The following is a 21,891-nucleotide window of genomic DNA, read 5'->3' as shown; positions in this document are numbered from 1 at the left end:
TCGTTGCCCTTAACCTGAGCATCGTCGAAATACGATTACTCAGGAGATCACCATGAAGAAATTGACTGCCCTGTTCGCCATCGCCGCCCTGACTACCGCCGCCGGTATCGCTCAAGCCCGTGACCTGGGCCCGGATGAGGCGCTGAAACTGCGTGACGCCGGCACCATCCAGTCGTTCGAGAAACTCAACGAGGCTGCCCTTGCTGCCCATCCCGGCGGTAAACTGGGCGACACCGAACTCGAGGAAGAATACGGCCGCTACCTCTATCAGGTAGAGATCCGCGACGCCCAGAACCGCAAATGGGATGTCGAACTGGATGCCACCAATGGCGCCATCCTCAAGAACCACCAGGATGATTGATGAAAGGCAATGGTGTTTTTCGCTACATCTGCATCGTCTCGCTGGCCGCACTGAGCTGTGCGGCCAGTGCTCGTGATCTTGACCAGGACGAAGCGAGGGATCTGCGTCTGAGCGGCGTGATCCTGCCGCTCGACCAGCTGATGCGTGCCGCCCTGGAACGCTACCCCGGCGCGACCCTGCTCGAAGCCGAGCTGGAAGAGGAGGACGATGTCTTCGTCTACGAAGTGGAGCTGCTGACCCGCGAGGGCGTGGTTCGAGAGCTGGAAATCCATGCCCACGACGGCAAGATTCTGAAGGATGAGGTAGACGACTGACATGCGCCTGTTGCTGGTTGAAGACCACGTACCGCTTGCCGATGAACTGACCGCCTCGCTGACCCGCCAGGGTTATGCCGTGGACTGGCTGGCCGATGGCCGCGACGCCGTGTACCAGGGTGCCAGTGAGCCCTATGACCTGATCATTCTCGACCTCGGTTTACCCGGCAAACCGGGGCTCGAGGTGCTGCAGGAGTGGCGCCAGGGTGGCTTGGTCACCCCGGTGCTGATTCTCACCGCCCGCGGTTCCTGGGCCGAGCGCATCGAAGGCCTCAAGGTCGGTGCCGACGATTACCTGACCAAACCCTTCCACCCCGAAGAACTGCAGCTGCGTATCCAGGCGTTGTTGCGCCGTGCTCGCGGTCTGGCCAATCAGCCGCAGCTGCAGGCCGCCGGCTTGCAGCTTGACGAAAGCCGCCAGTGCGTCAGCCGTGGCGATGAGCAAATCGAACTCACCGCTGCGGAATTCCGTCTGCTGCGCTACTTCATGTTGCATGCCGGGCAGATCCTTTCCAAGAGTCACCTGGCCGAGCACCTGTACGACGGCGAGACCGAGCGCGATTCCAACGTTATCGAGGTACACGTCAATCACCTGCGTCGCAAGCTCGGTCGTGAGGTGATCGAAACGCGCCGGGGGCAGGGCTATCGCTTCACTGGTAGCGCCGCTTGAGGTCGATCCAGCGGCGCCTGAGCCTGGGGCTGATCAGCGTGCTGCTGATCATCGGCCTGTTGCTGGCGCAAACCTGCCTGTGGCTGTTCGACAGCAACCTGCGCCGCTACATGCAGACCGGGCTGGAGGAGGAAGCGCAGTCGCTGCTGATTGCCCTGGTACGCGGGCCGTCAGGCATCCAGCTCGACGAATCGCGACTTGGTGCAGCCTATCACCGGCCTTATTCGGGCCTGTATTTCCGCATCGATTTTTCCGACAAGAGCTGGCGCTCGCGCTCGCTGTGGGACAGCGAACTGCAGCCTTCCCTGGTCGATGGCCTGCAGCCGGAGTTGCAGGATGGCCCTCAGGGTCAGGTGCTGGTGGCGTTTCGCGGCGAGTACCGCCGCTTTGGACAGGACCTGACCATCACTGTGGCCCGCGATTACACGCCGGTGCTCGATAGCTTCCGGCGCGTGCAGCGCATCGGTCTGGGCTTGGGGCTGGGCAGCTTGGCGCTGATCCTGTTTCTGCAGCGCATAGCGGTCGGTCGCGCCTTGCGCCCGCTGGAACAGACCCGCGCGCAGATCGCCCAGCTGCAGCAAGGCCAGCGCTCGGAACTGGACGAGCAGGTGCCCGAGGAACTGGAGCCGCTGGTGGAGCAGATCAACCACTTGCTGGCCCATACCGAGGAAACCTTAAAGCGTTCGCGTAACGCTCTCGGCAATCTGGGCCATGCGCTGAAGACACCCTTGGCGGTGCTGGTCAACCTGGCCTCGCGGGAGGAGCTGCGTGCGCATCCCGAGCTGCGCGACAACCTGCTCGAACACCTGCAGCAGATCGAGCAGCGCATCGCGCGTGAGCTGGGCCGTGCGCGCCTGGCTGGCGAGGCGCTGCCCGGTGCGCATTTCGATTGCCAGCAGGAGCTGCCCGGGCTGTTCGCCACTCTGGGCATGATCCACGACAGTGGTATCGAACTCAGCTGGCAGGCCTCGCCGCCCGATCTGCGGCTGCCGCGTGACCGGGAGGATCTCTTGGAGTTGCTCGGCAATCTGCTGGACAACGCCTGCAAATGGACGGACAGCCAGGTGCGGCTGACTGTCGAACGCACTGACAAGGCCTATGTGTTGAGCGTTGATGATGACGGGCCGGGTATCGACAGCGAGCGCCGCGATGAAGTGCTCAGCCGCGGCATTCGTCTGGACGAGCAGACCGCGGGCCACGGCCTGGGGCTGGGCATCGTGCGCGATATCGTCGATGCCTGGGACGGCAGCATTTCACTGCACGACAGCGAATTAGGCGGTTTGCAGGTCAGGATCGAGCTGCCGCTGCGCGCGCGGTAATAGCTCCTAATAAGGCTCCCGGGTTTCGCTTCGCTCTACCCGGGCTACAAAGGCGGATCACCCGGGGTGATCCGCCTCGCGGCTTACATGCCGTTGGTAAAGGCCGGGTTGCCGAGGTCGATACTGGCACGCACGGGTTTCAGCGCTTCGCCGTACTTGGCCAGAATATCCAGCGTGTAATCGATACGGGCGCGAATGCGACTGTCGTCCTCGTCCGCCGGTTGCTCGTCGTTGAGCACCTTGGTCACCGCGCGAATGATCAGGTGCTCGGGCAGGTAGTTGATCCGGCAGTTCTTGTAGCTGGAGCTGCGCAGCTCGGCAATCGGGCTGCCACCACCGATGCCCGACGACACGCCGACCAGCAGGCCGGGCTTGTGGGCCAATTCGGCCTTGCTGGCATAGATGAAGAAGTTCTTGATCGCTGGGCCGGCCATGCCGTTCCACTCCGGGGCTATCACCACCACCGCGTCGGCGCGTTGCAGACGTGGGCCGTAGTCGGCCCAGGCGCCGGCATCTTCGGCCGGCCACAGCGGCAGCGGGCTGGTACCGAGGTCGATGACTTGGCTGAGCTCGGCATTGGTCTTGCCCAGGGTGATCAGGCGTTGGCGCAGGAATTGGGCGACCTTGGCGGATTGGCTGTCAGGGCGGCTTGAGCCGGCGATCAGAACGATATCGAGCATGTGCATCCTCCGTTGATAAAGGACGTGAAGCTAACATCGGCAGTAAGTGCCGCAAAGGACGTTTGTGCGATTTGCTTAGAACATTGCCGCTTGTTACCCACGGCGTTTTTGACACTCGGGTCAGCTTGCGGCAGAGTGCGACGCTTTTTTGATTGCGCCGCGCTGGCGGCGATTCGAGGAGCCTTTCATGAACGCAGTCATCGCAGCCGTCGCCATCATGCTGGTGCTCAGCCTGTGCCGGGTGCATGTGGTGGTGGCGCTGATCATCGGTGCGCTGGCCGGTGGCATGATCGGCGGCCTGGGTATGGACGGCTCGCTTGAAGCATTCAATAAGGGCCTGGGCGGCGGCGCCACCGTGGCACTGTCCTACGCCTTGCTCGGCGCCTTCGCGGTAGCGATTGCCAAATCCGGGCTGGCCCATGCCCTGGCCGACAAGGCACTGACCCTGGTAGGTCGTCAGGATGAACGCGGTGGCGGGGCTCTGAAATGGATGCTGGTAGGCCTGTTGCTTGCCGTGGCGATCTCTTCACAGAATATCCTGCCCATTCATATCGCCTTCATTCCGCTGCTGGTGCCGCCGCTGCTGTACGTGATCACTCGGCTGCAGATCGACCGACGGCTGATCGCCTGCGTGCTGACCTTCGGTCTGATCACCCCGTACATGTTTCTACCGGTGGGCTTCGGCAATATCTTTCTCAACGAGATTCTGCTCGCCAACGTGGTGCGTAGCGGCGTGGATGTCACTGGCGTGAACGTCAGCCACGCCATGCTGATTCCGGCCATGGGCATGGTCGCCGGTCTGCTGCTGGCGCTGTACAGCTACCGCGGCAAGCGTAACTACGATCTGGCGCGGGTCGAGCGCACCGAGCGGGTGGACATCAGCTACAACAGCCGCAGCCTGATCGTCGCCGGCGTAGCGGTGGCCATCGCTTTCGGCGCCCAGCTGTGGCTGGATTCCATGATCGTTGGTGCGTTGCTTGGCTTCGTGGTGTTTTCCGCCTCGGGCATCGTGCGCTGGAAGGAAACCGATGACTTGTTCACCGAAGGCATGAAGATGATGGCGATGATCGGCTTCATCATGATCGCCGCCTCTGGGTTTGCCGAAGTGATGCGCGAAACCGGTGATATCCAGGGGCTGGTGGACGCCAGCGCCGGCTGGATCGGCGACAGCAAGGGCCTGGGTGTGTTGATGATGTTGCTGGTCGGTCTACTGGTGACCATGGGCATCGGTTCGTCGTTTTCCACCGTGCCGATCATCGCGGCCATCTTCGTGCCGCTGTGCGCGCAGTTGGGCTTCAGTCCGCTGGCCACGGTTTGCATCGTCGGCACTGCCGGCGCCATCGGCGATGCCGGCTCGCCAGCTTCGGATTCGACCCTGGGGCCGACTGCGGGCCTCAACGTCGACGGCCAGCATAACCATATCTGGGATACCGTAGTGCCCACTTTCCTGCACTACAATCTGCCGCTGCTGGCATTCGGCTGGGTTGCAGCTATGGTGCTGTAACAGGCGCGGTCATGCGCTGGCTGCGGGCGAACTTTCTTAAGGTTTTCCAGTAGCTGCCGATGACTGGAGTAGAAGCCATCGTCTGGCTTCGCCTGGTCATAAGGAAAACAAAAATGCGCCTGAGCTTGAAAGCCAAAGTCATCTTGTTGGCCCTGGTTCCCGTTCTGCTGTTCGCCGTGGTGCTCAGTGGTGCCGCCGCAAAGGTGCTATACAGCCTTTCAGAGGACGAAGTCAGCGAAACCCGCGAGCGACTCCTCGACGAGAAACGTAGCGAGCTGCAGAATTACAGCGCCATCGCCATGGGCGCCGTGCAGAGCCTGTATGACGCCGCGCCGAATGGCGACTTGGAAAGCCGCAAGCAGGCCATCGCTATCCTGTCGAAAATCAAGTACGGCAAGGACGGCTACTTCTTCGGCCATGACTCCAATGTGGTGCGCCTGTTTCGCAGCGACAGCCCCGTGGATGTCGGCAAGAGCCTCAACGACCGACGCGACGTCAACGGCGTGTTCGTGAACCGCGAGCTGGTGCGCGTCGCCAAGGACAACAGCTACTACGTCAACTATTCCTCACCTTTACCCGGCAACGAAGCCGTCCAGGTGCCCAAACTCGCCTACAGCTATTACCTGCCCAAGTGGGACATGGCCCTGGGCACCGCGGTGAACTTGGACGGCGTCGAGGCGCAGATCGCCGAGGTGCGCGCCGGGATCGACCAACGCGTTAGTACCATCATTACCAGCATTCTGGTCATCGGCGCGGTGTTGCTGGTGGTCTTCGGTGTGGTTGGCGGCATTCTGGCCAACACCTTTCTACGTCCGCTGCAGCAGATCAAGGCCAATCTCGACGACATCGCTGCCGGCGATGGCGACCTGACCAAGCGCTTGCCGGTCACCAGCCGTGACGAACTGGGCGAGCTGGCTGGCTCGTTCAACCGCTTCGTCGACAAGGTTCATGGTCTGGTGCGGCAGATCAGCGAAATGACCGGACACCTGACCGAACTGGTCAGTCAGGTGGCTGCCCAGGCGCAGCGTTCCGAGCAGGCCATGGAGCGGCAACGCCATGAAACCGATCAGGTCGCTACGGCCATCAATGAGATGTCCGCCGCTGCCCACGAGGTGGCCAAGAGCGCCCAGGGCGCTGCCGAAGCGGCGCAGCAGACCGATCGCGAAGGGCAGGTGGCCAAGCAGGTGGTGGACGGCAGCATCGAACGGATCCATTCGTTGGTCGGCGATATCCGCGGCAGCGGCACCTCGCTGGACAGCCTGCAGAAGGACGTGCACTCCATCGTCAGCGTGCTCGACGTGATTCGCTCCATCGCCGAGCAAACCAACCTATTGGCGCTCAACGCGGCCATCGAAGCCGCCCGTGCCGGTGAGGCCGGGCGTGGTTTTGCGGTGGTCGCCGACGAGGTGCGTGCCCTGGCCAGCCGCACTCAGCAGAGCACGCAGGAAATCCAGGGCATGATCGACCGTCTGCAGAGCGGTACCCGCGATGCGGTCAATGCCATGCGCCAGTCCAGCGATGCCGGCGAGCTGACCAGCGAGCAGGCCAACAAGGCCGGCGCCTCGCTGGATGCCATTGCCGGGCTGATCGGCACCATCAACGCCATGAACGCGCAGATCGCCAGCGCCGCCGAGGAGCAGACCGCGGTGGCCGAGGAGATCAACCGCAGCGTGCACCAGATTGCCAGCGCAGTGGACAGCGTCGCCGACGAAACCCGTCAGGGCGCCGAAACCGCCCGCAGCCTGGCGCAACTCGGCCAGGGCCTGCAAAGCCTGGTGCGCCAGTTCCGTATCTGACGCTGGGGTGGCAGGGAGGCTCGCCCCAGTAATAAGAGTGCACTTTGTCGGCGGCGCGGGAGACTAACGGGCATACCCCCTCGTGTGACCGGACCATGCAGACGACTTCCCTCGAAAAGAAAACCTTTATCCTCCTGCTCGCCCTGGTGACCATCGCCTTCATCTGGATACTGCTGCCGTTCTACGGCGCGGTGTTCTGGGCGGTGGCGCTTGCCGTGGTGTTCGCGCCGCTGCAACGGCGCATGGCGCGTCGCCTCGGTGGGCGCGGCAACCTGTCGGCGCTGCTGACGCTGATCGTGTGCCTGCTGGTGGCGATTCTGCCGGTGATTTTCATCACGTCAGCGATGGTTGCCGAGGGCACCAGCATCTACCAGCGCATCGACTCCGGTGAACTGGACGTCGGCGCCTATGTGACCAGCACCAAGCAGATGCTACCTCCGTTCCTGCAGCAGCAGATCGACCGTATCGGCGTCGGCAATCTGGATGATCTGCAGGAAAGCATCACCAGCGGCGCCGCTGCTGGTAGCCAGTACCTGGCAACCAAGGTGTTCGCCATCGGCCAAGGCACCTTTCAGTTCGTGGTGAGCTTTTTCATCATGCTCTATCTGCTGTTCTTCCTGCTGCGCGATGGCCAGGAGCTGGTACGCGACATTCGCATGGCCGTGCCGCTGGGCGACAACACCAAGCGCCGCTTGCAGATCAAGTTCACCCGAGTAGTGCGTGCCACCGTGAAAGGCAATATCGTCGTGGCTGCCGTACAGGGCGCGCTGGGTGGTTTGATTTTCTGGATACTGGGCATTCCCAGCCCGCTGCTGTGGGGCGTGCTGATGGCCTTCCTGTCGCTGTTGCCAGCGGCCGGTGCCGGTATCGTCTGGGCGCCGGTGGCGGTGTACCTGCTGCTTAGCGGCGATATCTGGCAGGGCGTGGTGCTGACCCTGTTCGGGGTACTGGTGATCGGCCTGGTGGACAATATCCTGCGCCCGATTCTGGTCGGCAAGGATACCCGGATGCCCGATTACCTGATCCTGATTTCCACCCTCGGCGGCATGGCCTTGTTCGGCCTCAACGGCTTCGTGTTGGGTCCGCTGATCGCTGCATTGTTCGTTGCCAGCTGGAACCTGTTCGCCGGCGGCAAGAAGACCGTCAGGTTGCCCGAGTAATTTCCCGCTTCACCCTAAACGGCTGCCCGAGTGCAGCCGTTTTTCGTTATCACGCACGGTCTTAACGCCCCGTAGCCTGCGTAGCGCGAAGCAAACTCGGGGTCTTCGCCCTGCGAAGTCTTTCGTCCCCAATCCTGCGCATCGTTTCGCTCAGCAGCAGGCTACGAAAAGCACGATTACCGAAATCCGTAGCCTGGGTGAAACCCGGGGAGCAGCTGCCAGACGTTTTAAGGAGGCTCGCACCCATCACACATAAATAAAAACGGCTGCCCTGAGGCAGCCGTTCTTTCATGACGCGACTCTGATCAGAGCGCGACAGCAGCCAGGCCGGCTTGCTGGACCAGATCCAGCAGCGGCTGCGGGTACACGCCGAGCACGAAGGCCAGGGCCGCCACCAGCATCAGCATGATGCCGCCGGCACGTTGGCCCCAGTTGAACGGTGCATCGTGACGCTGCAGGTTCGGCTCGTTGAGGAACAGGGTGACCATCACGCGCAGGTAGTAGAACACCGCGATGGCGCTACCCAGGATCAGCGCCGCGATCAGCCACCACAGTTGCGCCTGCACACCCGCGGCGATCACGTAGAACTTGCCAATGAAGCCTGCAGTGAGCGGAATGCCCGCCAGCGACAGCATCATCACGGTCAGTACCGCGGTCAGGTACGGGCGGCGCCAGAACAGGCCGCGGTACTCGTACAGCGCGTCGGCGTCACGGCCGTTGTAGGGCGTCGACATCAGGGTGATCACCCCGAAGGCGCCCAGGCTGGTCAGCACGTAGGTGGCCATGTACACGCCGATGGCTTCCACGGCCAGGCCCTTGCTGGCGATCAGCGCCACCAGCAGGTAACCGAAGTGGGCGATCGACGAATAACCGAGCAAGCGCTTGAGGTTGTTCTGCACCAGAGCCAGCAGGTTGCCGAACAGGATCGAGGCGATGGCGATGACCGTCAGCAGGTCGTTCAGCCAGCCGCCGGCGGTGGCCGGGGAGAGCTGGTACAGACGCAGCAGCACGGCGAATACCGCGACCTTGCTGGCGGTGGCCAGGAAGGCAGCCACTGGCGCCGGGGCGCCTTCGTAGACGTCCGGCGTCCACAGGTGGAACGGCACCATGGACAGCTTGAACGCCAGACCGATGAGCATCATGCCGATACCGATCTGCACCAGCTGGCTGCCGCTGGCACCGGCCAGGCTGGCACCGATCTGTGCGAAGCTCAGGCTGCCGGCGTCGGCATACAGCAGCGCCATGCCGAACAGCAGGAAGGCGCTGCCGGCGGCCGACAGCACCATGTACTTGATGCCGGCTTCCAGCGAACGCTTGTTGAAGTAGGCGTAGGCGATCATCCCGTAGGTCGGTACCGAGAGCAGCTCCAGGCCGATGAACAGGCCCGCCAGGTGCTCGGTGCTGACCAGCACCAGGCCGCCGGCCGCGGAGAGCAGCAGCAGCAGGTACATTTCTTCGCGGTTGCGCGGGTAGCCCTTGGTCTGCCCGTCGTTGATCTTGGCCTCGCCCAGGTAGGCGTGGGTGAGGGTGACGCACGCCAGGGTGGCGATCAGCACCAGCGCCATGTAATAGCAGGCGAAGGTGTCGATCTGCATCAGCGGGGTGACCTGCAGCGGCGTGACGCCGATGGTCGGCAGCAGCGACAGCAGGGCCGCGTTGAGGCCGATCACCGACAGCACGAAGGTCATCGAGTGGCTACGTTTCCAGGCGATGGCCAGCATGACCACCACCACGGTGGCGCAGGTGACCAGCAGCGGCAGCAGGGCGATCAGGTGTTGGGTGGAGAATTGCACAGCATGATGTTCCATAAATTTTAACCCTTACCGGCCCGAGGCGAGTTGATCGAGAGCGCCACTGAACCACTGCTGCACGCCTTGCATGCTGGCGGCAGAGGTGTCGAGCACCGGCTGCGGGTAAACGCCGAGCAGGATCAGCAGCACCGCGAGGCACAGCACCATGCTCAGTTCACGAAATTGCAGGCCCGGCAGCGGGCTGTCGTTCTTCACCGGGCCGAAGTGGGCGCGGTGGATCATGATCAGCGAGTACACGGAGCCCAGTACCAGGCCGGTCGCCGCGATCACGGTGATCCACGGCGCAGTCGGGAAGCTGCCGATCAGGATCAGGAACTCGCCGACGAAGTTGCCGGTGCCCGGCAGGCCCAGTGCAGCAGCCGCGAAGAACAGGCTGAGCGCCGGCAGCCAGGACATGCGTGCCCAGATACCGCCCATTTCGCGCATGTCGCGGGTGTGCAGGCGCTCGTACAGCTGTCCGCAGAGGATGAACAGCGCCGCAGCCGACAGGCCGTGGGCCATCATCTGCACCACCGCACCTTGCAGGGCGATCTGGCTGCCCGAGTAGATGGCGATCAGCACGAAGCCCATGTGCGACACGCTGGAGTAGGCCACCAGGCGCTTGATGTCGGTCTGCGCGAACGACAGCAGGGCGCCGTAGATGATGGCGAACACGCCCAGGTACATCGCGATCGGCGCGAACTCCGCCGAGGCATTCGGGAACAGTGGCAGCGAGAAGCGCAGCAGGCCGTAGGCCGCGGTTTTCAGCAGGATACCGGCGAGGTCCACCGAGCCTGCGGTCGGCGCCTGGGCGTGGGCGTCCGGCAGCCAGGAGTGCAGGGGCACCACCGGGAACTTGACCGCGAAGGCGATGAAGAAGCCCAGCATCAGCAGGTATTCGGTGCCTTCGGACAGCTCGGTCTTGAGCAGGTCGGCGTAGTTGAAGGTGAATACGCCGGTCTGGTTGAAGTGCACGAACACCAGGCCAAGAATCGCCACCAGCATCACCAGACCGCTGGCCTGGGTGAAGATGAAGAACTTGGTGGCCGCGTTGATGCGGCTCTTGCCAGGGCTGCCGCTATGACCCCAGAGCGCGATGAGGAAATACATCGGCACCAGCATCATTTCCCAGAAGAAGAAGAACAGGAACAGGTCGATGGCCAGGAACACGCCGACCACGCCGCCGAGGATCCACATCAGGTTGAGGTGGAAGAAGCCCACGCGCTTCTGGATCTCGTTCCACGAGCACAGTACCGACAGCACGCCGAGCAGGCCGGTGAGGGTGACCATCAGCACCGACAGGCCGTCCATCGCCAGGTGGATGCTGATGCCGAAGCGCTCGATCCAGCGCACCTGGAATTCGTGCGCCCAGCGTGGCTCGGCACCCGGCGCAGGCGCCAGGCTGAAGTCACCGGTGCCCCACAGCCACAGGCCGAGGCCGAACAGCAGGGACATGGTCAGCAGCGCGATCCAGCGCGGCAGGGTTCCGCCGAAGCGCTCCGCCTGCCAGCACAACAGGCCGCCGATAAAGGGGATCAGGATTAGCCAAGGCAGAATCATGACGGGCGAGTTTCCTTAGAAAAAGTATTCGGGATCATCGGTCAGGCCAGCAGCACGGCAGCGAGCACCAGTACGGCGCCCCCGGCGATGGAGATGGCGTACCAGCGCAGATGCCCGGTTTCGCTGCGGCTCAGCACGCCATGACCACCACGCGCCAGGCGCGGGACGATGCCGATGGCACCGTCGATCGGGTCACGGGCGAGCACCCGGCAGAAGAACAGGTAGGGCTGCACGAAAATCTTGTCGTAGAGCCAGTCGAAGCCCCAGGCGGCGAACCACCAGGCCGACAGGAAACGACCCGGCGCGCTGCTGGCGACGGCGCTGACGAAACTGCGCTTGCCGAGGAACAGCATGGCGGCCAGCAGGATACCGGCCAGGGCGATGCAGCCCGAGACGATTTCCAGGCTGTGCTTGGCCTCGCCACCGGCATGGCCGGCGCTCTGCGGCAGCACGCCAGCCAGCGGCGGAGTGATCCAGGCGCCGATGAAGGTCGACAGCACGATCAGCACGATCAGCGGCAGGTTGTGGGCGATACCATGACCGGCATGGGCGTCGGTCTTCTGCTCGCCATGGAAGGCGATGAAGATCAACCGGAAGGTGTAGATCGAGGTCATGAAGGCGCCCAGCAAACCGGCGTAGAGCAGGCCGGAATTACCGCTGGCGAAGGCTTCCCAGAGAATCTCGTCCTTGGAGTAGAAGCCCACGGTGATCAGCGGCAGCGCCGCCAGGGCCGAGCCGCCGACGATGAAGCTGGCATAGGCCAGCGGCAGCTTCTTCCACAGGCCACCCATCTTGAAGATGTTCTGCTCGTGGTGGCAGGCGTGGATCACCGAACCGGAAGCGAGGAACAGCAGCGCCTTGAAGAAGGCGTGGGTCATCAGGTGGAAGATCGCCGCGTCCCAGGCACCCACGCCCAGGGCCAGGAACATGTAGCCGATCTGGCTCATGGTCGAGTAGGCGAGGATGCGCTTGATGTCGGTCTGCACCAGGGCGGCAAAACCCGCCAGCACCAGGGTCACGCCACCGACGATGCCGACCAGCTCGAGAATCTCCGGGGTCAGCAGGAACAAGCCGTTGGTACGGGCGATCAGGTAGACGCCCGCGGTGACCATGGTGGCGGCGTGGATCAGTGCCGAAACCGGCGTCGGGCCGGCCATGGCGTCGGCCAGCCAGGTCTGCAGGGGCAGCTGGGCGGATTTACCGACCGCGCCGCCGAGCAGCATCAGGGTCGCCAGCCACAGCCAGGTATCGCCGGCTGCGTACTTCTGCGGGGCCAGCACCATCAGCTCCTGGATGTTCAGGGTGCCGAGGTTGAGGAACAGCAGGAACAGGCCGATCATCAGGAACACGTCGCCGATACGGGTGACGATGAACGCTTTCAGCGCCGCGTTACCGTTGGGCACGTGCTTGTAGTAGAAGCCGATCAGCAGGTACGAGCACAGGCCCACGCCTTCCCACCCGAAGAACAGAGTCATCAGGTTGTCGCCCAGCACCAGCAGCAGCATGCTGAATATGAACAGGTTGGTGTAGGAGAGGAAACGCGAGTAACCCTCTTCACCGCGCATGTACCAGCTGGCGAACATGTGGATCAGGAAGCCCACGCCGGTGACCACGCCTAGCATGGTCAGCGAGAGACCGTCCAGGTACAGGGTGAAGCTCGGCGCCAGGCCGTCGACGCTCATCCACTGCCACAGGGTTTGGGTGTAAACGCCGTCTGCCGGTGGCGCGACGTTGAACTGCCACATGATCCAGGCGGTGGTCAGGGCCGACAGGCCGACCGAGCCGACACCGACGATGGCGGCAGCGCCTTCGCTCAGGCGGCCGCGGGAAAAGGCCAGGATGAACCAGCCGATCAGTGGGAACAGTAGGGTCAGGAATAAGAGGTTCATCCGCGCATCTCGCTGGCTGCGTCGATATCGAGGGTGTGGAAGCGGCGGTACAGCTGCAGCAGGATCGCCAGGCCGATGCTCGCTTCGGCGGCGGCCAGGGCGATGACCAGAATGAACATGATCTGCCCGTCAGCCTGTGCCCAGCGCGCGCCGGCGACCACGAAGGCGAGGGCAGCGGCGTTCATCATCACTTCCAGGCTCATCAGCACGAACAGGATGTTGCGGCGCACCATCAGGCCTACCAGGCCGAGGCTGAACAGCACGCCGGCCAGCGCCAGGCCGTGCTCCATTGGAATACCGTTCATGGCGTAGCATCCTTGATGTCGTTACGGCCCAGGTGATAGGCGGCGACCAGTGCGGCCAGCAGCAGCATGGACGCCAGCTCGACGGCCAGCAGATAAGGGCCGAACAGGTGAATGCCCACGGCCTTGGCATCGACCGTGGTGTGGCCGATGGTGGCGCCGCTCGGTACGGCGAACAGCACGTACAGCAGCTGACCCAGCAGCAGCGCCGAGAGCAGCGCCGGGCCGATCCAGATGCCCGGGGTCAGCCAGGTGCGTTCCTGCTGTACCGAGGCCGGGCCGAGGTTGAGCATCATCACCACGAACACGAACAGCACCATGATGGCGCCGGCGTAGACGATGATTTCCAGCGCGCCGGCGAACGGCGCACCGAGGCTGAAGAACACCATGGACACGGCGAGCAGCGAGATGATCAGGTAGAGCAGGGCGTGCACCGGGTTCTTGCCGGTGATCACGCCAAAGGTCGAGGCAACCGCGACCCCTGCGGAGAAGTAGAAGGCGAATTCCATTATGGCAACAACCCCTTGACGTTGATCGGCTCGGCTTCGTCCTGCGCGGCGCCTTTCGGCTTGCCGGCGATGGCCATGCCGGCCACGCGGTAGAAGTTGTAGTCCGGGTTCTTGCCGGGGCCGGAGATCAGCAGGTCTTCCTTCTCGTACACCAGGTCCTGACGCTTGAACTCGCCCATTTCGAAATCCGGGGTGAGCTGGATCGCGGTGGTCGGGCAGGCTTCCTCGCACAGGCCGCAGAAGATGCAGCGCGAGAAGTTGATGCGAAAGAAGTCCGGGTACCAGCGGCCGTCTTCGGTTTCCGCCTTCTGCAGCGAAATGCAGCCCACCGGGCAGGCCACGGCGCACAGGTTGCAGGCTACGCAGCGTTCTTCGCCATCGGGGTCGCGGGTCAGTACGATGCGGCCGCGGTAGCGCGGTGGCAGGTAGACCTGTTCTTCCGGGTATTGCAGGGTGTCGCGCTTGCGAAAGCCATGGCCGAAGACCATGACCAGGCTGCGCAATTGCGTGCCGGTGCCGACCAGCACATCCCAAATGTATTTGAGCATCTCGTTTCTCCTTACTGGGCCGTGGCCAGCACGACGGCGCCGGTCACCAGCAGGTTGATCAGGGTCAGCGGCAGGCAGAACTTCCAGCTGAAGGCCATGACCTGGTCATACCGCGGGCGCGGAATGGAAGCGCGCAGCAGGATGAAGATCATGATGAAGAAGCAGGTCTTGATCGCGAACCAGAAGAACGGGATCTGCGGCAGGATGCCGAACGGACCGTGCCAGCCACCGAAGAACAGGGTTACCAGCAGCGCGGAGATGGTCACGATGCCGATGTATTCACCGACGAAGAACATGCCCCATTTCATGCCGGCGTATTCGATGTGGTAACCGTCGGCCAGCTCCTGCTCCGCTTCCGGCTGGTCGAAGGGGTGACGGTGCGTCACGGCCACGCCGGCGATGAAGAAGGTACAGAAACCAAAGAACTGCGGAATGATGAACCACAGGTTCTGCGCCTGGTAATCGACGATGTCGCGCATGTTGAACGAGCCGACCTGGGCGACGATGCCCATCAGCGCCAGGGCCAGGAACACCTCGTAGGAGATGGTCTGGGCCGAGGCACGCAGGCTGCCGAGCAGGGCGAACTTGTTGTTGCTCGACCAGCCGGCGAACAGCACGGCGTACACCGACAGGCCAGCCATGGCGAAGAAGAACAGGATGCCGATGTTCAGGTCCGCCACGCCCCAGTTGGGGGTGATCGGGATGATCGCGAAGGCAACCAGCATGGCGCCCATGGCGATGATCGGCGCCAGGGTGAAGATCAGCTTGTCGGCGAACGGCGGCGTCCAGTCTTCCTTGAAGAACATCTTGAGCATGTCCGCAGCCAGCTGGAACATGCCGAACGGGCCGACCCGGTTCGGGCCGTAGCGATCCTGCCACCAGCCGAGCAGGCGGCGTTCGACGAAGCTCAGCAGCGCACCGCACACCACCACGGCGAGCAGGATGACGATGGCCTTGAGCACTTCCTGGATGATGTCGAGCAACTCGGGCGTCAACCAGCTCATTGCGCGGCCTCCCCGATATTGGTGACGGACGCGCCGGCGATGGCGGCCGGAATGCCTGCCAGGCCGACCGGCAGGCCGACCAGGCCGATGCCCAGCTCTTCAGTGACGCGCAGCGGCAGGCGCAGGCTCTGACCGTTGACGCTCAGTTGCAGCAGGGCGCCGTCGTTGACGCCGAGGCGATCGGCTTCATCCTTGGCCAGCGCCACGTAGGCTTCGGGTGTGCGCTCGGCGATCGGTGCGGCGCGCGAGGACATTTCCTCGCTGCCGAACAGATGGTGCAGCGGCACGGCCTGCCAGGTGCCCTGGGTCGGGTTGAAGGCCGTCGGTGCGCTGAACCAGCCCAGGCTTGCGCCCTTGGCTTCGATCAGGCGCACGCCGGGGTCGCCGGCACGCAGGTGACCACCGACTTCATCCTGGAACTTGTTCCAGGCCTGGGGCGAGTTCCAGCCTGGCGACCAGGCGAACGGGATCTGCTGACGGTCTTCCTTGCTGCCCGAGTAGCCTTCCATGGAGAAGGCAAAGGCGCTGTCCTTGTCCTGGGGCTGACGCGGCTCGTGCACGCTGATATTGGCGCGCATGGCGGTACGACCGCTGTAGCGATGCGGTTCGCGGGCCAGCTTGAGGCCCTTGATACGGAACGAGGCGCTTGGCGCGGCATCACGAATGCCGGCGAGCTGCGCGGAGCTTTCGGCGCAGGCAGCGGTGACCTGGTCGAGCTGGGTCCAGTCGACGACGCGATTATGCAGCGTGCTGTGCAGCGCGTGCAGCCAGCGCCAGCCTTCGCGCACCAGAATGTTGGCGTCGTAGTAGGACGGGTCATAGACCTGGAAGAAGCGCTGGGCGCGGCCTTCCTGGCTGATCAGGGTGCCGTCGCCTTCGGCGAAGCTGGCAGCCGGCAGCAGCAGGTGCGCCTTGGCGGTGGTGGCGGTGCTCTGGTGATCGGCGACGATCACCACCTTGGCGGCGGCCAGGGCGGCATCTACACGGGCGGCATCGGCGCGGTGATAGAGGTCGTTCTCCAGCACCACCAGGGCGTCGGCCTGACCTGCGGTCAGCGCTTCGAGGGCGTCGTCCAGGCTGTTGCCGGCGAACTGCTCACCCATCAGCAGGGCCATGCCCATGCTGTTGGCTTCCGGCACCACCAGGCTGATGGAGCCGTTCTTCTCGCGATTCTTCAGGGCGCTGGCGATGTTGGCGGCGGCTTCGATCAGCGCGCGATTGCCCAGCGAGGCGCCGGAAACGATCAGCGGGCGCTTGGCGTTCAGCAGCGCCTCGGCGATGCGTTGCACCAGCTCGCCGGCCTCGGCTTCCAGGCCTTCGACGGCCGGGGCGCTCGGGTCGATGGCGTGGGCCACGGCGAAACCGATGCGCGCCAGGTCATCGGGCGCGGCGTGCACGCACTGCTCGGCGACGTCGTCGAGGCGAGTGGCGGTGACGCTGGCGATGAACAGCGGGTTGAGCGCGTGCTGGGCGACGTTCTGCACGGCGGCCATGTGCCAATCCTGGATCTTCGCACCAGCGGCGATCTCGGTGGCCTTGCCCTTGACCGACTGGCGCAGGGCCAGAGCGACGCGGGCGGCGGTCTGGGTGAGGTCTTCACCGAGCACGAACACGGCGTCGTGGCTCTCGATGTCGCGCAGGGTCGGCACCGGCAGCGGGCCGTTCTGCAGCACGTCGCGGATCAGGCGAATGTTGGCCTGCTCGGCTGCAGCGATACCGGAGTAGAAGTTGCCAGCGCCGACCAGCTCGCGCAGGGCGAAGTTGCCCTCCAGGCTGGCACGTGGCGAGCCGATACCGATCACCTTGCGGCCCTTGAGCAGGGCAGCGGCCTGATCCAGTGCGGCGTCCAGGCCCATCTTCATCTTGCTGAGCATCATCACCGGCTGACGCGGACGGTCTTCACGGTTGACGTAGCCATAGCCGAAGCGACCACGGTCGCACAGGAAGTACTGGTTCACCGAGCCGTTGAAGCGGTTCTCGATGCGGCGTACTTCGCCATAGCGCTCACCGGGGCTGGTGTTGCAGCCGCTGGAGCAGCCATGACAGATGCTCGGGGCGAACTGCATGTCCCACTTGCGGTTGTAGCGCTCGGAGTGGGTCTTGTCGGTGAACACACCGGTCGGGCAGACCTCAACCAGGTTGCCGGAGAACTCGCTTTCCAGGGTGCCGTCTTCGACGCGGCCGAAGTACACGTTGTCGTGGGCACCGTAGACGCCCAGGTCGGTGCCGCCGGCGTAATCCTTGTAGTAACGCACGCAGCGGTAGCAGGCGATGCAGCGGTTCATCTCATGGGCTATGAACGGGCCGAGCTCCTGGTTCTGGTGGGTGCGCTTGCTGAACCGATAGCGACGGGCGTTGTGGCCGGTCATCACCGTCATGTCCTGCAGGTGGCAATGGCCGCCTTCCTCGCACACCGGGCAGTCGTGCGGGTGGTTGGTCATCAGCCACTCGACGACACTCTTGCGAAAGGCCACGGCCTCTTCGTCGTCGATGGAGATCCAGCTGTTGTCGGTGGCCGGCGTCATGCAGGACATGACCAGGCGGCCGCGCTTGTCGTTTTCGTCGCTGTACTGCTTCACCGCGCACTGGCGGCAGGCGCCAACGCTGCCGAGCGCCGGGTGCCAGCAGAAGTAGGGGATGTCGAGACCAAGGGACAGACAGGCCTGCAGCAGGTTGTCCGCACCATCGACTTCGAGATCTTTGCCGTCTACGTGGATAGTGGCCATTTTTCTTCAGTCTTCGTTTGCCCGCTCGAAAGCGGACGGGCTAAGGGAATTCTTGTCTTTGCCTGGGCCGGACGGCGCCATCGCGCCCACTCGTCCGACCATCGGGCCTATACCGCGTGTGCCGCTACCGGCGGCTGCGGCGCAGTGGCGCCCACACCGGCTTCGAACTCTTCACGGAAATACTTGATCGCGCTGCCCAGTGGCTCCACGGCACCCGGTGCGTGAGCACAGAAGGTCTTGCCGGGGCCGAGGAAATTGACCAGCCCGAGCAGGGTGTCGATGTCCTCGCGGGTACCCTGCTTGCGCTCCAGGGCGCGGAGGATCTTCACGCTCCACGGCAGGCCGTCGCGGCATGGCGTGCACCAGCCGCAGGATTCGCGGGCGAAGAACTCTTCCATGTTGCGCAGCAGCGAAACCATGTTCACCGTGTTGTCGATGGCCAGGGCCAGGCCGGTACCCATGCGGGTGCCGACCTTGGCGATGCCGGCGGCGTACATCGAGGCCTCGAGGTGCTCGGGCAGCAGGAAACCGGTGCCGGCGCCGCCAGGCTGCCAGGCCTTGAGGGTGTAGCCGTCGCGCATGCCGCCGGCGTAGTCCTCGAACAGCTCGCGGGCGCTGATGCCGAATGGCAGCTCCCAGATCCCCGGGTTCTTGACCTTGCCGGAGAAGCCCATCAGCTTGGTGCCGTGGTCTTCGCTGCCTTCGCGGGCCAGGGACTTGTACCAGTCCACGCCGTTGCCGATGATCGACGGCACGTTGCACAGGGTCTCGACGTTGTTGACGCAGGTCGGCTTGCCCCACACGCCCACCGCAGCAGGGAAGGGCGGCTTGGCGCGCGGGTTGGCGCGACGGCCTTCCAGGGAGTTGATCAGCGCGGTTTCTTCACCGCAGATGTAACGCCCGGCGCCGGTATGCACGAACAATTCGAAATCGAAACCGCTGCCCAGGATGTTCTTGCCCAGCAGGCCGGCGGCCTTGGCTTCCTCGATGGCGCGGTTGAGGTTGGCGGCGGCGTCGACGTACTCGCCACGCAGGAAGATGTAGCCGCGGTAGGCCTTCAGGGCCCGGGCGCTGATCAGCATGCCTTCCACCAGCAGGTGCGGCAGCTGTTCCATCAGCATGCGGTCCTTCCAGGTGTTGGGTTCCATCTCGTCCGCGTTGCACAGCAGGTAACGGATGTTCAGCGATTCGTCGTTGGGCATCAGGCCCCACTTCACGCCGGTAGGAAAGCCCGCACCGCCGCGGCCCTTGAGGCCGGAATCCTTGACCGTCTGCACGATGTCGGCCTGGGCCATCTCGGCCAGGGCCTTGCGGGCGGCGGCATAACCGTTCTTCTGCTGGTATTCGTCGAGCCACACGGGCTGGGCGTCGTCGCGCAGGCGCCAGGTCAGCGGATGAGTCTCTTCGCTGCGGGCGATGCGGTTGGCCGGGCCGAAGGAGGTCAGCAGGTTGGAGCTGCGGCTGATCATTGGAAGTTCTCCAGCAGTTGCGCCACGCCTTCGGGTTGCACGTCGCCAAAGGTTTCGTCGTCGATCATCATCGCCGGCGCCTTGTCGCAGTTGCCCAGGCAGCACACCGGCAGCAGGGTGAAGCGGCCGTCGGCGGTGGTCTGGCCGGGCACGATGCCCAGTTCGGCCTTGATGCTGCCGAGCACGTTCTCGTGGCCACCGATGAAGCAGGTCATGCTGTCGCACACACGGATGATGTGACGGCCGACGGGCTGGCGGAAGATCTGGCTGTAGAAGGTGGCGACACCTTCGACGTCGCTGGCCGGGATGCCGAGAATCGCGCCGATGGCATCGGCGGCGCCGTCCGGCACCCAGCCGCGTTCCTTCTGCACGATCTTAAGGGCTTCGATGGACGCCGCACGCGGGTCCTCGTAGTGGTGCATCTCGTGCTCGATGGCCGAGCGCTCGGTTTCACTGAGGGCGAAACGGTCGGTCTGAATCATGTTCATGGTATTCTCCTCAGCGATCCACGTCGGCCATGACGAAGTCGATACTGCCCAGGTACGCGATCAGGTCGGCGACCATGCTGCCGCGGATCACCGAGGGGATCTGCTGCAGGTGGGCGAAGCTCGGCGTGCGGATGCGCGTGCGGTAGCTCATGGTGCTGCCGTCGCTGGTCAGGTAGTAGCTGTTGATACCCTTGGTCGCTTCGATCATCTGGAAGCTTTCGTTGGCCGGCATGACCGGGCCCCAGGAAACCTGCAGGAAGTGGGTGATCAGGGTTTCGATGTGCTGCAGCGTGCGCTCTTTCGGCGGCGGCGTGGTCAGCGGGTGATCCGCCTTGTACGGGCCTTCCGGCATGTTGCGCAGGCACTGGTCGATGATCCGGATGCTCTGGCGCATCTCCTCGACACGCACCATGCAGCGGTCATAGGCATCGCCGTTGGCGGCCAGCGGCACTTCGAACTCGAAGTTCTCGTAGCCGGAATAGGGGCGCGCCTTGCGCAGGTCGAAATCGCAGCCGGTGGCGCGCAGCCCGGCACCGGTGGTGCCCCATTCCAAGGCTTCCTTGGTGTTGTACTGGGCGACGCCGATGGTACGGGCCTTGAGGATGCTGTTCCTCAGTGCAGCCTTTTCGTATTCGTCGAGGCGCTTGGGCAGCCAGTCGACGAATTCCTTGACCAGCTTGTCCCAGCCACGCGGCAGGTCGTGGGCGACACCACCGATGCGGTACCAGGCCGGGTGCAGGCGGAAACCGGTAATGGCTTCGATCACCTTGTAGGCGCGCTGGCGGTCGGTGAAGGTGAAGAACACCGGGGTCATGGCGCCCACGTCCTGGATGTAGGTACCCAAGAACAGCAGGTGACTGGTGATGCGGAAGAACTCGGCCATCATGATGCGGATGGTGTCGACCTTCTGCGGCACCTTGATGCCGGCCAGCTTCTCGACCGAGAGCACGTAGGGCAGGTTGTTCATCACCCCGCCGAGGTAGTCGATACGGTCGGTGTAGGGGATGAAGCTGTGCCAGCTCTGGCGCTCGGCCATCTTCTCGGCACCGCGGTGGTGGTAGCCGATTTCCGGCACGCAATCGAGGATCTCTTCACCGTCGAGCTGCAGGATGATGCGGAACGCACCGTGGGCGGACGGGTGGTTGGGGCCGAGGTTGAGGAACATGTAGTCCTCGTTCTCGCTGTGGCGTTTCATGCCCCAGTCTTCGGGGTTGAAGCGCGCGGCCTCTTCCTCGAGCTGCTGCTTGGCCAGGGTCAGGCTGAACGGGTCGAATTCGGTGGCGCGCGCCGGATAGTCCTTGCGCAGCGGGTGACCTTCCCAGGTCGGCGGCATCATGATCCGGGTCAGGTGCGGGTGGCCGGTGAAGTGGATGCCGTACAGATCCCACACTTCGCGCTCGTACCAGTTGGCGTTCGGCCAGATGCCGGTCACGGACGGCAGGTTGAGGTCGCCCTCGCGCAGCGCCACCTTGATCATCACGTCGCTGTTACGCTCCAGCGACATGAGGTGATAGAACACGGTGAAATCGGCGTCCGGCAGGCCGCGACGCTGGGTGCGCAGGCGCTCGTCGACGCCGTGCAGGTCATACAGCATGACGTAGGGGCGGGTGGTCTGGCGCAGGAAGCGCAGCACTTCGACGAGCTTGTCGCGGCCGACCCAGATCACCGGCATGCCGGTGCGGGTGGCCTGCAGCGTGAAGCTGTCGGCGCCAAAACGGGATTGAAGCTCAACGACGACGTCTTGGTCGTCCGCCTTGTACGGCGCAATGGACACGATGGTGTCTGCAGTCATGGTCTCGATC

At 63.9% G+C, this 21,891-nt stretch carries 19 protein-coding genes; 7 read left to right on the top strand and 12 right to left on the bottom strand.

Going from position 1 to position 21,891, the window contains the following annotated elements:
• Nucleotides 1-52: 52 nt before the first annotated feature.
• From BM279_RS14595 to BM279_RS14580, 4 genes are read left to right on the top strand one after another with little or no spacing between them, the layout of a single operon-like run.
• Nucleotides 53-361, top strand: a complete 309-nt coding sequence (locus BM279_RS14595) for a PepSY domain-containing protein (protein WP_093504798.1) — start codon at nt 53-55, stop codon at nt 359-361.
• Nucleotides 361-675 carry a PepSY domain-containing protein gene (locus BM279_RS14590; protein WP_093504796.1) on the top strand — a complete coding sequence of 105 codons (315 nt, stop codon included), beginning with the start codon at nt 361-363 and terminating at the stop codon, nt 673-675. The genes BM279_RS14595 and BM279_RS14590 overlap by 1 nt, the downstream gene beginning before the upstream one ends.
• Before the next feature lies 1 nt (nt 676).
• Nucleotides 677-1,345: a response regulator transcription factor gene (locus BM279_RS14585; protein ID WP_013791393.1), complete on the top strand. Its 669-nt coding sequence runs from the start codon at nt 677-679 to the stop codon at nt 1,343-1,345.
• Complete coding sequence (locus BM279_RS14580) at nt 1,342-2,664, top strand: sensor histidine kinase (RefSeq protein ID WP_093504794.1); 1,323 nt, start codon at nt 1,342-1,344, stop codon at nt 2,662-2,664. Before BM279_RS14585 ends, BM279_RS14580 begins: the two co-directional genes overlap by 4 nt.
• Nucleotides 2,665-2,747: 83 nt before the next feature.
• Here BM279_RS14580 and BM279_RS14575 read toward each other — a convergent pair whose 3' ends face one another.
• Nucleotides 2,748-3,344, bottom strand: a complete 597-nt coding sequence (locus BM279_RS14575) for an NADPH-dependent FMN reductase (protein WP_093504792.1) — start codon at nt 3,342-3,344, stop codon at nt 2,748-2,750.
• Nucleotides 3,345-3,531: 187 nt separating this feature from the next.
• Here BM279_RS14575 and BM279_RS14570 point away from each other — a divergent pair, with 187 nt between their 5' ends.
• From BM279_RS14570 to BM279_RS14560, 3 genes are all read left to right on the top strand, one after another.
• Nucleotides 3,532-4,848 carry a Na+/H+ antiporter family protein gene (locus BM279_RS14570; RefSeq protein WP_093504790.1) on the top strand — a complete coding sequence of 439 codons (1,317 nt, stop codon included), beginning with the start codon at nt 3,532-3,534 and terminating at the stop codon, nt 4,846-4,848.
• A 113-nt stretch (nt 4,849-4,961) separates the two neighbouring features.
• A complete protein-coding gene (locus BM279_RS14565; RefSeq protein ID WP_093504788.1) occupies nt 4,962-6,644 on the top strand; it encodes a methyl-accepting chemotaxis protein in 1,683 nt (560 codons plus the stop codon).
• Nucleotides 6,645-6,739: 95 nt separating this feature from the next.
• Entirely contained in the window at nt 6,740-7,804 is a 1,065-nt protein-coding gene (locus BM279_RS14560; RefSeq protein WP_093504786.1) for an AI-2E family transporter, read from the top strand.
• Nucleotides 7,805-8,109: 305 nt separating this feature from the next.
• Here BM279_RS14560 and nuoN read toward each other — a convergent pair whose 3' ends face one another.
• From nuoN to nuoC, 11 genes are all read right to left on the bottom strand, one after another.
• The gene (gene nuoN / locus BM279_RS14555; RefSeq protein WP_093504784.1) at nt 8,110-9,597 is read right to left on the bottom strand and encodes an NADH-quinone oxidoreductase subunit NuoN; all 1,488 of its coding nucleotides are present in this window, start codon (nt 9,595-9,597) and stop codon (nt 8,110-8,112) included.
• 27 nt (nt 9,598-9,624) lie between these two features.
• Nucleotides 9,625-11,154, bottom strand: coding sequence for an NADH-quinone oxidoreductase subunit M (gene nuoM / locus BM279_RS14550; RefSeq protein WP_093504782.1), 1,530 nt, complete (start codon nt 11,152-11,154; stop codon nt 9,625-9,627).
• 41 nt (nt 11,155-11,195) lie between these two features.
• A complete protein-coding gene (nuoL, locus tag BM279_RS14545) occupies nt 11,196-13,043 on the bottom strand; it encodes an NADH-quinone oxidoreductase subunit L (RefSeq protein ID WP_093504780.1) in 1,848 nt (615 codons plus the stop codon).
• Nucleotides 13,040-13,348 carry an NADH-quinone oxidoreductase subunit NuoK gene (nuoK, locus tag BM279_RS14540; RefSeq protein ID WP_013791402.1) on the bottom strand — a complete coding sequence of 103 codons (309 nt, stop codon included), beginning with the start codon at nt 13,346-13,348 and terminating at the stop codon, nt 13,040-13,042. Before nuoK ends, nuoL begins: the two co-directional genes overlap by 4 nt.
• Nucleotides 13,345-13,854, bottom strand: coding sequence for an NADH-quinone oxidoreductase subunit J (gene nuoJ, locus BM279_RS14535; RefSeq protein WP_027905360.1), 510 nt, complete (start codon nt 13,852-13,854; stop codon nt 13,345-13,347). The genes nuoK and nuoJ overlap by 4 nt, the downstream gene beginning before the upstream one ends.
• The gene (gene nuoI / locus BM279_RS14530; RefSeq protein ID WP_013791404.1) at nt 13,854-14,402 is read right to left on the bottom strand and encodes an NADH-quinone oxidoreductase subunit NuoI; all 549 of its coding nucleotides are present in this window, start codon (nt 14,400-14,402) and stop codon (nt 13,854-13,856) included. The genes nuoJ and nuoI overlap by 1 nt, the downstream gene beginning before the upstream one ends.
• 11 nt (nt 14,403-14,413) lie before the next feature.
• A complete protein-coding gene (nuoH, locus tag BM279_RS14525) occupies nt 14,414-15,406 on the bottom strand; it encodes an NADH-quinone oxidoreductase subunit NuoH (protein ID WP_093504778.1) in 993 nt (330 codons plus the stop codon).
• On the bottom strand, nt 15,403-18,132 hold the full coding sequence (gene nuoG, locus BM279_RS14520; protein ID WP_093504776.1) for an NADH-quinone oxidoreductase subunit NuoG: 2,730 nt from the start codon (nt 18,130-18,132) through the stop codon (nt 15,403-15,405). The genes nuoH and nuoG overlap by 4 nt, the downstream gene beginning before the upstream one ends.
• A 107-nt stretch (nt 18,133-18,239) precedes the next feature.
• Entirely contained in the window at nt 18,240-19,601 is a 1,362-nt protein-coding gene (gene nuoF, locus BM279_RS14515; protein WP_013791407.1) for an NADH-quinone oxidoreductase subunit NuoF, read from the bottom strand.
• On the bottom strand, nt 19,598-20,089 hold the full coding sequence (gene nuoE, locus BM279_RS14510) for an NADH-quinone oxidoreductase subunit NuoE (RefSeq protein WP_070887421.1): 492 nt from the start codon (nt 20,087-20,089) through the stop codon (nt 19,598-19,600). The genes nuoF and nuoE overlap by 4 nt, the downstream gene beginning before the upstream one ends.
• A 10-nt stretch (nt 20,090-20,099) precedes the next feature.
• Nucleotides 20,100-21,881 carry an NADH-quinone oxidoreductase subunit C/D gene (gene nuoC / locus BM279_RS14505; RefSeq protein ID WP_093504774.1) on the bottom strand — a complete coding sequence of 594 codons (1,782 nt, stop codon included), beginning with the start codon at nt 21,879-21,881 and terminating at the stop codon, nt 20,100-20,102.
• Nucleotides 21,882-21,891 lie beyond the last annotated feature (10 nt).

The organism is Phytopseudomonas straminea, assembly GCF_900112645.1.
GTDB classification, from domain to species: domain Bacteria; phylum Pseudomonadota; class Gammaproteobacteria; order Pseudomonadales; family Pseudomonadaceae; genus Aquipseudomonas; species Aquipseudomonas straminea.
Note: the sequence above shows the minus strand (reverse complement) of the source record. Positions and strands in the feature narration are given on the sequence as shown.